This is a genomic window from Microbulbifer agarilyticus S89 (assembly GCF_000220505.1).
GTDB classification, from domain to species: Bacteria; Pseudomonadota; Gammaproteobacteria; order Pseudomonadales; family Cellvibrionaceae; genus Microbulbifer; species Microbulbifer agarilyticus_B.
In genome coordinates this window covers 1-12,426 of the sequence record NZ_AFPJ01000031.1, presented here as the reverse complement: position 1 = coordinate 12,426, position 12,426 = coordinate 1, and the positions used below count along the sequence as shown (strand labels likewise).

At 58.5% G+C, this 12,426-nt stretch carries 11 protein-coding genes; 3 read left to right on the top strand and 8 right to left on the bottom strand.

The annotated features are described in order from the left end of the window. Positions 1–25: 25 nt before the first annotated feature. From AS89_RS0109275 to AS89_RS0109255, 5 genes are read right to left on the bottom strand one after another with little or no spacing between them, the layout of a single operon-like run. Positions 26–1,051: a YhdH/YhfP family quinone oxidoreductase gene (locus tag AS89_RS0109275; RefSeq protein WP_050901675.1), complete on the bottom strand. Its 1,026-nt coding sequence runs from the start codon at positions 1,049–1,051 to the stop codon at positions 26–28. Between the two features lie 49 nt (positions 1,052–1,100). Beyond that, positions 1,101–2,309: a protease SohB gene (sohB, locus tag AS89_RS0109270; RefSeq protein WP_010132275.1), complete on the bottom strand. Its 1,209-nt coding sequence runs from the start codon at positions 2,307–2,309 to the stop codon at positions 1,101–1,103. A gap of 44 nt (positions 2,310–2,353) precedes the next feature. After that, entirely contained in the window at positions 2,354–3,004 is a 651-nt protein-coding gene (locus tag AS89_RS0109265; protein WP_010132274.1) for a hypothetical protein, read from the bottom strand. Positions 3,005–3,049: 45 nt separating this feature from the next. Further along, positions 3,050–3,862 (bottom strand): NAD(+) diphosphatase, encoded by an 813-nt coding sequence (gene nudC / locus AS89_RS0109260; protein WP_010132273.1) that lies wholly within the window; start codon positions 3,860–3,862, stop codon positions 3,050–3,052. 53 nt (positions 3,863–3,915) lie between these two features. Beyond that, positions 3,916–5,613, bottom strand: a complete 1,698-nt coding sequence (locus tag AS89_RS0109255; RefSeq protein ID WP_010132272.1) for a hypothetical protein — start codon at positions 5,611–5,613, stop codon at positions 3,916–3,918. A 277-nt stretch (positions 5,614–5,890) separates the two neighbouring features. On the opposite strand from AS89_RS0109255, the gene nhaB reads away from it, so the two are divergent. Next, positions 5,891–7,423: a sodium/proton antiporter NhaB gene (nhaB, locus tag AS89_RS0109250; RefSeq protein ID WP_010132271.1), complete on the top strand. Its 1,533-nt coding sequence runs from the start codon at positions 5,891–5,893 to the stop codon at positions 7,421–7,423. Between the two features lie 107 nt (positions 7,424–7,530). On the opposite strand, the gene dnaQ is transcribed toward nhaB, so the two are convergent. From dnaQ to AS89_RS0109235, 3 genes are all read right to left on the bottom strand, one after another. Continuing rightward, positions 7,531–8,253, bottom strand: coding sequence for a DNA polymerase III subunit epsilon (gene dnaQ, locus AS89_RS0109245; protein WP_010132270.1), 723 nt, complete (start codon positions 8,251–8,253; stop codon positions 7,531–7,533). 3 nt (positions 8,254–8,256) lie between these two features. After that, positions 8,257–8,697: a ribonuclease HI gene (rnhA, locus tag AS89_RS0109240; protein ID WP_010132269.1), complete on the bottom strand. Its 441-nt coding sequence runs from the start codon at positions 8,695–8,697 to the stop codon at positions 8,257–8,259. A gap of 79 nt (positions 8,698–8,776) precedes the next feature. After that, positions 8,777–9,604, bottom strand: coding sequence for a class I SAM-dependent methyltransferase (locus AS89_RS0109235; RefSeq protein WP_237709662.1), 828 nt, complete (start codon positions 9,602–9,604; stop codon positions 8,777–8,779). A gap of 203 nt (positions 9,605–9,807) precedes the next feature. On the opposite strand from AS89_RS0109235, the gene gloB reads away from it, so the two are divergent. Next, positions 9,808–10,566 carry a hydroxyacylglutathione hydrolase gene (gene gloB / locus AS89_RS0109230; RefSeq protein WP_010132266.1) on the top strand — a complete coding sequence of 253 codons (759 nt, stop codon included), beginning with the start codon at positions 9,808–9,810 and terminating at the stop codon, positions 10,564–10,566. A 197-nt stretch (positions 10,567–10,763) separates the two neighbouring features. Then, positions 10,764–12,350, top strand: a complete 1,587-nt coding sequence (locus AS89_RS0109225) for a LysM peptidoglycan-binding domain-containing protein (protein WP_010132265.1) — start codon at positions 10,764–10,766, stop codon at positions 12,348–12,350. Positions 12,351–12,426: the final 76 nt, after the last annotated feature.

Here is a 12,426-nt window from a genome sequence, read left to right as displayed (position 1 = left end):
ATTCACAAATTTGACCAGCAAACCGCTAGCGGGTCATATCTACCACGTAACGGCCAATACCGTGCCCACGGTGCAACCTGGCCAGGAACTCGGGAGCCTGCTCGAGGGAAATATCTTCAGCGATTTGCTCAAGCTGCTCACCGATGTACCAGGGCCCGGCGAGCTTTTGCCAGACCGCGTTTTTCTTGGCCAGTGGCAACTCCACACTATCCACCCCTAACAGGCTGATACCGCGCAAGATAAACGGGAACACATTGGCCTGAAACTGAGCGCCAGACGCCATGCCACAAGCCGCCACACCGCCACTGTATTTCAGACACTTGATCACGTTGAACAGGGTTTCCCCACCCACCGTGTCGACCGCCCAGGCCCACAGGGGTTTGGCGATTGCCTTATTCGCAAACGGCGCCAGCGTCTCCCGGTCGAGCACTTTCCAGGCGCCGAGAGAAGTGAGGAATTCCGCCGATTCCAGCTTGCCGGTAACCGCCGCCACACGGAAACCCAGCTTCGCCAGCAGCGCCACGGCAATCGAACCCACCCCGCCGGTGGCCCCGGTCACCAGCACCTCACCGTCGTCGGGCTTGGCACCCGCCTCCAGCAGTTTTTCCACACACAGTGCGGCGGTGAGCCCTGCGGTACCCAAAATCATTGACTCGCGCAATGACAGGCCTTCAGGCAAGGGCGCAACCCACTCCGCTGGCACGGCGATACGCTCGGCGAAACCTCCAGCGCTGTTCATACCCAGATCGTAACCGGTCACTAACACGCGTGCGCCGGCCTGAAAGTGCCCGCTGGTGTCCTGCACAACCGTACCGGCCGCATCAATACCGGGCGTATGCGGATAGTCGCGCGTAACCGCCCGGTTGCCGAATGCCGACAACGCATCCTTATAGTTCAACGAAGAGTGGGAAACGGCGATGCGTACCGGGTGCGCCGGGAGCGCACTGAGCGGGCGTCGAACAATGGTTTGATCGTATTTGCCCGCCGCCACCTCTTCCACCAGCATGGCGCGGTATGACTGCTCCGAATTGTGTTGTTCTTCCGCCGTCATTTCCATCATCTCCCTATGGATAATGAAATAGCCCTATTGGCACGCAGGATTATTGCGCGTGGTGCCGCCATGCGGCCAGCCGCGAAAACAGGCGTGTCGCCACACTTTCAACACCAAGTTGCGCGGCAATGCCCATTTTCTTGGCGATGTTCTGCCGCTCCTTGTATTCAACCTGATACAGGTCGGCATTGGCCGCCCGTGAGGTCAGATATTCATCGGAGGTTTTCAACTCATCGACCAGCGCCAGATCCAGGGCGCGCTGACCAAACCAGACTTCGCCGGTAGCGACTTTGGCGATATCCAGTTGCGGGCGATATTCATGGACAAAATGCTGGAACAGAGTATGGATCTCTTCCAGGTCGTTCTGGAATTTCTCTTTTCCTTCCGGGGTGTTTTCCCCAAACATCGTCACCGTGCGCTTGTACTCGCCCGCGGTAAACAATTCAAAATCCACATCGTTTCGCTGCAACAAACGATGGAAGTTGGGCAGTTGCGCCACGACCCCGATCGAGCCCAGCATGGCGAATGGAGCCGCCAGGATCCGATCCGCCACACAGGCCATCATGTAGCCGCCGCTGGCAGCCACCTTGTCGACCACAATAGTGAGCTTCACCCCAGCGCTGCGCACACGCGCCAGTTGGCTGGCGGCAAGGCCATAGTTCGCCACCATACCACCAGGGCTTTCCAGGCAAACCACCACTTCGTCTTCTTTGCCGGCAACCTGCAGAATCGCCGTGATCTCTTCGCGCAAATTCGACAGTGCGCTGGCTTTGATATCCCCGTCGAAGTGCACCACAAACAGACGCTTGCGCTGCGCGGGCTCATCGGCTGCACCGGCGGAAACGACTTCACCTTCCATCGGCGCGGCACCAGTTTCCGCATCAGCCTCTGCCTGCTCGGGCATCGACACCTCGCGAGATGCTTCCGTATCCGAATGCTTGCCGTGCTCTTTGCGCGCTTTCGCTTCCGCCTTGAGTTCTGCCTTGCGTTTTTTCGCCTGAGCCTTGGCCTCGGCCTTTTTGTCCTTCTCGTGCTGCTTCCTGCGCTCAGCGTAATCGGCTTCCGACATTACGGCTTCCAGCAGCGTCTCTTTCATATCCTCATAACGATCGTTGAGGCGTGTCACTGCAACGTGGCCAGGCTGTCGATCCTTCATATGTGCGCGATTGGCAACAACAAAGCCAATCACCACCAACAGTGCCACCACAATGGTCACTACCTTGGCCAGAAACAATCCGTATTCACTGAGAAATTCCACTCAACCCCCAAATACTGTGGTCAGAAAAAACCTTACTAAAATCACTATTGCCATTCATTCAGCGCCGACTGCGCCTGCTGGTTCAGCGGGCGCGCCAGCAAACCGGAATGGCTGATGCGCACTTCATATACCGCGCCATCCTGCATAGGCAGGAAGGTGGCACTGCCATATACCGCATCGACCACCGGCACACGATTATCCATTTCGCGCAAGAACTTCCACAAATCCACACCGTGATTACTCTGGTCGAGCTCATGCACGGAGCGCTCTTTGTTGCGCTCATCCTGCAACGTCAGGTAACGCCCGCTCAAACGGTCCAGGCGATAGGCGGGCTCAATACCCGAGCGGGCCAGCACACCTTTCCATTTCAACATACGCGCATCCAGCTGCCACTGATCACCGAACAGCTCAAATTCCTGCGATATGCCATCTTCATCGGAAAACTTGACCAGGAAATGCTGTTTTCCCATACGCTCAAACGAAACCGTACCTACGCTATGCTCGTCCCCGAGATTGCGGTAGCTATACACATCCAGCGCGAGCAATACGATCAGCAGCGCTCCGCCCAGCAACAGCAGGCCCACCGATCCGCGCAAGAAGCCCAACAGCCAGTTGCCGCGCAGCAACACCTTACCGCCCCAGAAAACCAGCAGCAGGGCAAAAAACGCAATAGTAAAAGTAATAGCGATATACATTGTGTTTGTTCTCTTATCAGGGTGACACACCGCAATCCACGCGGACTAACGCATCTCCACAAACGTCCTTATCAGTTGACCCGACAACGTTTCCACCGGCGGAATGGCCTGCGGAATTTCCGATCGATGAAACCAGCGAGCGTCGGCGATCTCATCCTGGTCAGGACGCAATTCGCCGCCGGTGACCTCGGCGAGGTAGCCAATCATAAGCTGCCCCGGAAAGGGCCAGGGCTGGCTGCCCACGTAACGCAACTGCCCGGGCTCCTGCCCAACCACCAGGCCGACCTCTTCTTGCGCCTCGCGGGCCAGCGCCTGCTCAGCACTCTCACCGGGCTCGATAAATCCAGCCAGCGCGGTGTAGAGCGCCTGGCGGTGGCGCGCGTGACGGGCCAACAGGCATTCATCGCCGCGCACCAGCAGCATAATGACACAAGGTGAAATTCGGGGGTATACAGAGAAGTTGCAGTGATCGCACACTCGCGCGCGGTCTTTGGCATGGTAACTGGTCTGCGCACCGCAGCGCCCGCAGAAGCGATGGTCCAAACCCCAGTTCGCCACCTGCATGGCACGCCCAAGCAACAGGAACAGGGATTCCTCGACCGTCCCGAGCAATGAGCGCAGGCCGCGCCACTCGCAACCGGGCAAGGCCAGGCGCAGCGGGAGGTGGTGTACAGCACACGGCTTGCCTCCCCACTCGCCCAGGTAATGGGTGTCTAACTCACCGGCTGCAAGGTTAACCGGCAATACGGAGTGCAAAGGCCCCTGCGCGCTGCAAAGGACCTCACCATTGGCAACCACAATGTGCCAGTGGAACTCAGGGTGCGGCAATACATTCGCCGCAGGGTGAAAGTCAGGCATCAGACAGACTTTGAACTCAGGTCATTTAGACAAGACTGCACCAGAGGCTCGGGTCAGGCAACCTCAACCGGATAACCCAGGGCCTCCAGGCTCTCGACCGCCAAATCCAGCGACTGCATATCGACCTGACGATGCATTTTAACTTCGTTCAGGTAGTACTCCAGACTGATAATCGCGTCGGCAAACGTCTCCAGGGATTGCGCAACCGCCGGCGCGGTATTTTTCTGGTCGATCACAGCGTCGACAAAATGCGTCAACCGCTCTACCACCGCCGCCGCACGGCTCAGGCTCAGCACCACCAGGCCTCCGCGCACACTGTTCAGCGTGGTGGACACGTTGCGAATATGGCCGTGGTCAAAGTCGGACTCCGCATAGGAGCCCAGGGCACGCTTGATCAATGCCAGCCCCGCCTCGGCCTCTTTCAGCACAGCAAGCTCTGCCTCTTCCAGCTGACTGCGTTCGAGCTCGACATCCGCCTGACCACTTTCATCCAGTTCGATGGTGGAGCGCTGGCGCATGGAACGGATGGTGCTGTCTACGGCAAGGATCTGGTTGGTCAGCTGCTGCAGCGCGTTGTCCGCCGCACGCCCCCCAACCTGGGCACAATTTTGATACGCACTGAGGGATCCGCCCAGGTTCTCACCAATTCGGCGGAAGTTGAGCATGATCAGAGTGTTGGAAATACGCCGCAAGGTATCGACCAGACCACCCTCATCGTCCCCGGCAATTACCCCGACCATCTCCGCATCATCCAGCAGGCGGCGCACACCGGAGAGTTCCTCTTCCAGCGCGTTGGCGACAGCGGCAATGGCGGTCGCACCCGGGCCGCCCAGGCTCGCGCGGTCACGCTCCAGTTCAGGCTCGCGATAAGCCAACGGACGCACGCTGAATACCTGCAGCAGCTTTTCCCCCTGCCCCGATGGCCCGGCCAGGGCCAGCCAGTAGAGGCACTCTTTGATCAGTACCGGCGGTGCCGGTTGATCGAGTACGGAATCCCCATCGCGGCAGATATTGCGCAGACGTCGATCGAGCATGCTGAAGACCATCACCCGCTGGCGGTTCACCAGCATCTCGCGACTTGCCATGGCGGCAAGTGCGGCACCGGCGACCGACCACAACTTGCCGTTGGGGCGGCCCGCACAAACGCTGGCAATACGCTGGAGCGCCCGGGCCATCATGGTATAAGCCGGGCCGCGGGGCTTGCCCTTGAGCAGCGCCAGCAATCCAACCTGATACATGTGGCGGAAGCGCCGCACAAACGTCTTCAGGTCCTCGGACATCACTGCCGAGGAAACCGCACCGGGCACGGTGGCGTCCAGGCGACAGCGCAGGAAATGACTCTCGGGCACCGGCGCCTGCGCGCGGGCCAGGCGAAGGCTGTTGATATAGGGAACCAGCAGCTCGGGGCGCGGCGCAGCGCGGCTCTGCACAAAATCCAGATAGCGGGTTAGCACATAGAACGCAGTCCCCAGGCTTTCCAGCAGCTCCTGCGGAGATTGCTGGCGATCCTGCAGCAGGTCCCCCATCGCACTCAGCATCTCCTGCGCAAGCAGCTCCGCCGCGCTCAGCTGGACCATTTGCAAAACGCCGGTCACCTGGCGAAGACCCTGGATACACTTTTCCAGCGCTGGCTTGTCCGCATGATCTGCCGCGAACTGGTCCAGATGGCCAGTCGCCCCCTCAATACTCGCAACCAGCTCGTCCTTGACCAGACTGATGGAAGTCAGATTGATTTCACGCAATCCACTCATTGCCTACACCACTGCAATTTTCATTATTTTTACCACCCGTTCCCGGGGCTGTCGCCCGTGTTGCGGAAAACTGGCTCGCTTATACATAACCGTAAAAGTTTCCAGATTAAATCAATTCATTTCCATCGATCAATCGACAAAATCGCGAACGCACAGTCGAACTAGGGTCACAACAGGTAAAACCAATTGATTTTTGGGGTCGAAATCGGTACTTTCCCCCGCCGAAATCCCGGCGACCGCGGGAAAGGGCACACAGGGGACCAGGGAAGTAACAAAAATGAACTCTCTAAACGATACTCTGCCCGCGGCGGGGGGCGGCATGGCCCGCGCATTCACCGCCAACTTCCTCGGCGAAGCCCCAGACTGGTACAAGCTGACCATCGCCCTGTTCCTGATCCTGAACCCAATCCTGCTGTACGCCACCTCCCCCTTTGTGGCCGGATGGGTTCTGATTGGTGAATTTATCTTCACCCTGGCCATGGCCCTCAAGTGCTACCCACTGCAACCCGGTGGCCTGCTCGCCATCGAGGCGGTACTGCTTGGCCTCACCAGCAGCGATGCGGTCTACCACGAAGTAAAAGAAAACCTGCAGGTTATTCTCCTGCTGATGTTTATGGTGGCCGGCATCTACTTTATGAAGAGCCTGCTGCTTTACGTCTTTACCAAGCTGCTCGTCAGCATTCGCTCCAAGACCACTTTATCACTGCTGTTCTGCGGCGTTTCCGCGGTGCTGTCCGCGTTCCTGGATGCCCTGACCGTGACCGCCGTATTGATCGCTGTAGCGGTGGGCTTCTACGCGGTTTACCACAAGACTGCGTCCAACCGACCGGCGCATTCGGACCACGACCACTCCCACGACGACCACGTGGTGGAGTACCACCGTTCTGACTTGGACCAGTTCCGCGCGTTTTTGCGCAGCCTCATCATGCACGGTGCGGTTGGCACCGCACTGGGTGGCGTTTGCACCCTGGTAGGAGAGCCGCAAAACCTGCTGATCGCCGAAAAGGCCGGCTGGGATTTCGTGCAGTTTTTCCAGCAGATGGCCCCGGTCACTCTTCCCGCATTCGCCGCCGGCCTGACCACCTGCTTCCTGCTGGAGAAAGCCAAGGTCTTTGGTTACGGCGCCAAGCTGCCTGACGCCGTGCGCGAGGTACTGTCCAACTTCGCCACCGAACAGGAACAAAAGCGCACCCAGCGCGACGTAGTGGAACTCTGGGTACAGGGTATCGTTGCGGTAATCCTGGTGCTTTCCCTGGCCTTTCACGTGGCTGAGGTCGGCATTATTGGCCTGATGATCATTGTGTTGCTGACCGCTTTTAACGGTGTCATCCAGGAACCGCGCATCGGCCACGCATTTGAGGAAGCACTGCCCTTCACCGCACTACTGGTAGTGTTCTTTGCCATTGTTGCGGTGATCCACCAGCAGCACCTGTTCGCACCTATCACCCACTTCGTACTGAGCCTGGAGCCTGAGCAACAGCCAGGCACGCTGTTCCTGGCCAATGGCGTACTCTCCATGATCAGCGACAACGTATTCGTGGCGACCGTGTATATCAACGAGGTGAAAGACGCGCTGCTCGCTGGTGATATTACCCGCGAGCATTTCGACAAACTGGCGATTGCGATCAACACCGGTACCAACCTGCCGAGTGTTGCCACACCCAACGGCCAGGCTGCCTTCCTGTTCCTGCTGACTTCAGCCCTGGCGCCACTGATTCGCCTGTCCTACGGCCGCATGGTGGTAATGGCCCTGCCCTACACCATCGTACTGACGGTGGTTGCATTGACCTGCGTGATCTTTGCGATCTGAGCGCTCGCCGAGCCAAACGAAAAAAAGGGGCCTTTGGCCCCTTTTTAATTTCTATTCTTACATTTCGCGGCTGGCCCGCACATCTGCTTCACCCGCAATGCGCCCGACTACCAGAAGTGCTTGCCGCCGGACTTCTCCAGCTGCGCCAGAAACGCGGCGTGCGCATCCAGTTCCTGCGCATTTGCACGCACCACATTGAGCGGCGCCCGCTCCGCACTGAGGCGACGGATAGCACCCGGCTCCGCAGCGTTCGCCTCCTGCTCTTGATCGTTTTCAGCGGAGGCATCACTACTGGCCAACAGATCCGTCTGGCCGCCCGTCATAATCAGATAGACGTCGGCAAGGATCTCCGCATCTAGCAAGGCGCCATGGAGGTCGCGCTGCGAGTTATCAACGAAATACCGCTTACACAATGCATCCAGGTTGTTCTTCTGACCCGGGTGTTTTTCTCGCGCCAAGGCCAGGGTATCCAGTACCCCACAATGGGTGGCTACCGCTTGCCAGCGAGGACTCCCCAGGCGCTTTAGCTCTGCATCGATAAAGCCAACGTCAAACGGGGCATTGTGGATGACCAGCTCGGCACCGTCACAGAAGGTCATAAACTCATCGACCACCTGCGAAAAAATCGGCTTATCAACGAGGAACTCGTTGGTGATACCGTGCACCTCGATTGCGCCGTCATCGACTTCGCGCTCGGGATTGATGTACTGATGATAGTGACGGCCGGTCAATTTGCGATTGATCAGCTCGACGCAACCAATCTCAATAATGCGGTGCCCGGACTTGGGATCCAGGCCGGTGGTTTCGGTATCCAGAACAATTTGCCGCATGCTTTAACAGGCCCCCAATTCGTCAATTCCGCGGTTCGCCAGCGCATCCGCCCGTTCATTACCCGGGTCGCCGGCGTGCCCCTTCACCCAGTGCCAGTGCACGTCGTGCTCGCCAATTGCACTGTCCAGCGCTTGCCACAAATCGGCATTTTTTACCGGCTTTTTGTTGGCGGTTTTCCAACCATTTTTTTTCCAGTTGTGAATCCAACCGGTAATCCCCTGACGCACATATTGCGAGTCGGTATGCAGGTCGACACGGCACTGCTGGTTCAACGCCTGTAAAGCCTCGATAGCGGCCATCAGCTCCATGCGATTGTTGGTGGTCAGTGACTCCCCCCCGCACAGCTCTTTTTCCGACTCACCGCTCATCAGCAATACGCCCCACCCGCCCGGGCCAGGATTACCCCGGCAAGCGCCATCGGTATAAATGGTGACTTGTTTCAATGTGTTCTCGTTATGAAAATTATCCAAGCTGTCGTCGTTATGACACAGCCCCCTGATTAGGGATTACCTGCGCGGCGCATCACTTGTTGTGACGGCCTCGCTTGTCGTGGCGCCCGCGGGCGGCCACGCGCGGACTGCTCGGTACCGCGCTCAGTGCGGGTTTCTTTTCGCCTCGCCAGTTGAGCTTGATGGTACGCATCCGCGCCACTTCTTTGCGCGCGACTATGATGTAAAAGCCGCCCCACGGCAAGTGCCAGCGAGTGCCCACTCGCTCCATCCAGGAAGTCCTGGAAAGCAGGTCCCCATGGTTGAGCGGCATACGGAAAAACCCGCGCTCTACCTGACCGGATTGCAGGTCCAGCAGGTTCATCCAATCCTCAATCCGCGCCGCGCGCAATTGGTTACCCAGCTGATAGGGACTGGAACCCCCAAACAGCCGTGCGAGACCCAACAGGGAAAACGGATTGAATCCGATAAGCACCATATGCCCGCCGGGAATCAATACCCGTGCGGCCTCTCTCAGGACCTGGTGAGGCTGAGGAGAAAAATCCAGCAAATGGTGCAGCACCGCTACATCAATCGATTCTGAAGGTAACGGCAACTGTTCAAATTCCACCAGTGCCGCGCCCTGGCCTTCTGCACAGGGGCTCAACTTGAACCGGTGGTTAATGCGGCTGCACGCGGCAAAGTCCACCTGCCGCGCCACGCTCGCCTGCATCAGGTGATAGCCGAACATGCCCTCGACCAACGGCTGGACCAACGCCAACTGCTGCGTAAGAATTTCTCGGCCAAGCCCGCTGTCGAACCAGTCACTTAACGCCGGGCAGGACTCCCCCAGCGGAGAAATAGGCGCTTTCCCGCGATAGAACAGGGAATGTTTTTCCGGATTTTCCGGCATCCTAGTCATCTCCAGCTCCTAGTTAGTCATCTCCAGCTCTTATATTCTGGCGACCAACACAAGATTATGGCGGCCAAAGTGAAGAAATCCGCATGCCGCGGGCATGGATATTCGGTCAGCGGCCAGAATACCCTATCTCACCCAGTGCACAAATGACGGCACTGGCTGTGCTAATGTTGCGCCAAACATTCTTAGGTTAGCGGGGACAGCTAATGATCACAATCCGCCCCATCCCAGCGTTCAACGACAACTACATCTGGCATTTGCAGCAAAACAATGAGCACTGGGTAGTCGACCCCGGGGATGCAGCCCCGGTCATGGCCGCACTCGCCGGTAAACGGCTAAGCGGCATACTGCTCACCCACCACCATTTCGATCATACCGGCGGCGTGCCGGCGCTTACCGCCGCCTTTGATTGCCCAGTGTACGGCCCACCCACCATTGAAGGTGTCACCCACCCGCTGCGAGATGGCGACCAATTTTCCCTGCTCGGAGTGCCCTTTGAGGTGCTCGCGGTGCCAGGGCACACCCTGGACCATATCGCTCTGGTTATGAACGACGGCGAGACCAAACATCTGTTCTGTGGTGATACTCTGTTTGCCGGCGGTTGCGGCCGACTGTTCGAGGGCACCCCGAGCCAGATGTACCAGTCGCTGTCGCGTCTGGCGGCACTGCCGGGCACTACCCGCGTCTACTGCGCCCACGAGTACACACTGGCGAACCTCGAGTTTGCCCTTGCGGTCGATGCCAACAACGAACGCCTACGCGATCGCCAGCGCGATGCGAAAGCAGTGCGCGCGCGCGGCGAACCGACCCTGCCGTCGAGTATTGAGCTGGAGCGCGCCACCAATCCGTTCCTGCGCACCAACGAGCCAGATATCCGTTTGCAGGCTCAGGCAAAAGGTCTGCCGAAGAATGCGAACCCTGTCGAAATTTTCGCCAATTTACGCCATCAGAAGGACGTTTTTTGACCAAATCGCATTGACCGGAACTCACCCTCCTCTTTAGAATCAGACAATTACACAACAAAGCTCATGCGCATTATTCAACGACGCCTCTTCCTGGGCGTGCCGGCATCAAAATAACGACGCCGGTGCAGCAACCCGCCGAAGATTCTTGGCCAGTTCGATGCAGAGCGAAGAGATAATTACAGACCTCGGATACCAGAATGGTTTATAAAAAGTTTGCCGTTGCGCTGTTGGCAACGGCGGTAGGGGCCTGCACCCAGATTGACTCTGCACCACGCACCGCGGAAACCACTCAGCTTGAACCCGCTGACGGTATCGACTCCATGCCCAGCATGGACAGCGCCATCAGCGAGAACATTCTGAATGCCGCCGAGCCCGCACTGGCCAATAATGACATTTGGCACCGCCTGCGCCAGGGCTTTACCCTCGACCGCGAAACGCATCGGCCAAAAGTGCAGGATTACGTAAAATATTTTTCCACTAACCAGGGTTATATGGCCCGGGTTACCGAACGCTCTCGCCGCTACATTTTCCACGTGGCCGAACAGCTGGAGCAGGAAAACATCCCGCTGGAATTTGCCCTGCTCCCGATTGTCGAGAGCGCTTACGATCCTTTCGCCTATTCCAATGCGCAAGCCTCGGGCATGTGGCAGTTCATTCCCGCCACCGGACGCTCCTTTGGCCTGCACCAGAACTGGTGGTACGACGGCCGCCGCGACGTGGTGGAGTCCACCCGTGCCGCCTCCGAGTACTTCAACTATCTTGCCGCCAGATTCGATAACGACTGGCTGCTGGTGCTGGCGGCCTACAACGCCGGTGAGGGTACTGTGCGTCGCGCCCGCGAGCGCAACGCGCGCGCCGGCAAGGGCACCAGCTTCTGGGACCTGAAGCTACCGCGTGAAACCCGCCGCTACGTGCCGCAACTGCTGGCGTTGGCCGAAGTCGTATCGCGCCCGAACCACTACAAGGTTCCGCTGCACGATGTCGGCAATGAGCCCTACTACGCCGCGGTCAACGTGGGCAGCCAGATTGATCTCGCCCAGGCGGCAGATTTGGCAGGCGTGGAAATTGAAGAGCTGTACCTGCTCAATCCGGGCTACAACCGCTGGGCCACCGATCCCGAAGGCAATCACCGACTGCTTGTTCCCCATGACAAGAGCAGTCAGTTCGTGGAAGCGCTGGACAAGTTGCCGGCGGACCAGCGCGTCAGCTGGCAGCACTACCGGGTTGCCAATGGCGACTCACTGTCGGTCATTGCCCGCCGCTACGAAACCACCATTGCTGCGATCCAGCAGGCCAACAAGCTGCGCGGCAGCAGAATCCGTGCCGGCCAGACGCTGTTGATCCCAAGCGCTTCCGGGCCCAACGCCCAATACGCCTACTCTATCGACCAGCGCGTGAAGCGCCGCCAGTCATCCGGCAAGGGCCGCAAGACCAGCTACACGGTGCGCCCGGGTGACACGCTTTGGGGTATCGCCCGCAGCCTGAACGTGAAAGTACGCTCGCTGGCCAGCTGGAACAACATGGCGCCAGGAGACACCCTACGCCCTGGGCGCAAACTGGTGGCTTACAACGCAAATGGAAGCAGCAACAACAGCGCGAGCAACAGCCGCACTACCCGCAAAGTGTCGTACCGCGTGCGCAGTGGCGACTCGCTTTACCGGATCGCGCAGAAGTTTCGCATCGACATCAGCGACATCGTGCGCTGGAACAAAATCAGCCAGAACAGCTACCTGCAACCGGGCCAGCGCCTGACGCTGTTTGTCGACAGCGCGAATAACGGCTAACGCAGACGAACGCAGAGCGGTGGTCCCTGCATCGCCGTTTTGCTTTCCGCTTATTGCAGACATAAAAAAACCGCGA

Bases quoted from the DNA above. Each gene is read 5' to 3' on its own strand.
- AS89_RS0109275 (WP_050901675.1), bottom strand. From the start codon at position 1,051: ATGACGGCGGAAGAACAACACAATTCGGAGCAGTCATACCGCGCCATG.
- AS89_RS0109225 (WP_010132265.1), top strand. From the start codon at position 10,764: ATGGTTTATAAAAAGTTTGCCGTTGCGCTGTTGGCAACGGCGGTAGGG.
- AS89_RS0109265 (WP_010132274.1), bottom strand. From the start codon at position 3,004: ATGTATATCGCTATTACTTTTACTATTGCGTTTTTTGCCCTGCTGCTG.
- AS89_RS0109255 (WP_010132272.1), bottom strand. From the start codon at position 5,613: ATGAGTGGATTGCGTGAAATCAATCTGACTTCCATCAGTCTGGTCAAG.
- dnaQ (WP_010132270.1), bottom strand. From the start codon at position 8,253: ATGCGGCAAATTGTTCTGGATACCGAAACCACCGGCCTGGATCCCAAG.
- nudC (WP_010132273.1), bottom strand. From the start codon at position 3,862: ATGCCTGACTTTCACCCTGCGGCGAATGTATTGCCGCACCCTGAGTTC.
- AS89_RS0109235 (WP_237709662.1), bottom strand. From the start codon at position 9,604: ATGACTAGGATGCCGGAAAATCCGGAAAAACATTCCCTGTTCTATCGC.
- gloB (WP_010132266.1), top strand. From the start codon at position 9,808: ATGATCACAATCCGCCCCATCCCAGCGTTCAACGACAACTACATCTGG.
- nhaB (WP_010132271.1), top strand. From the start codon at position 5,891: ATGAACTCTCTAAACGATACTCTGCCCGCGGCGGGGGGCGGCATGGCC.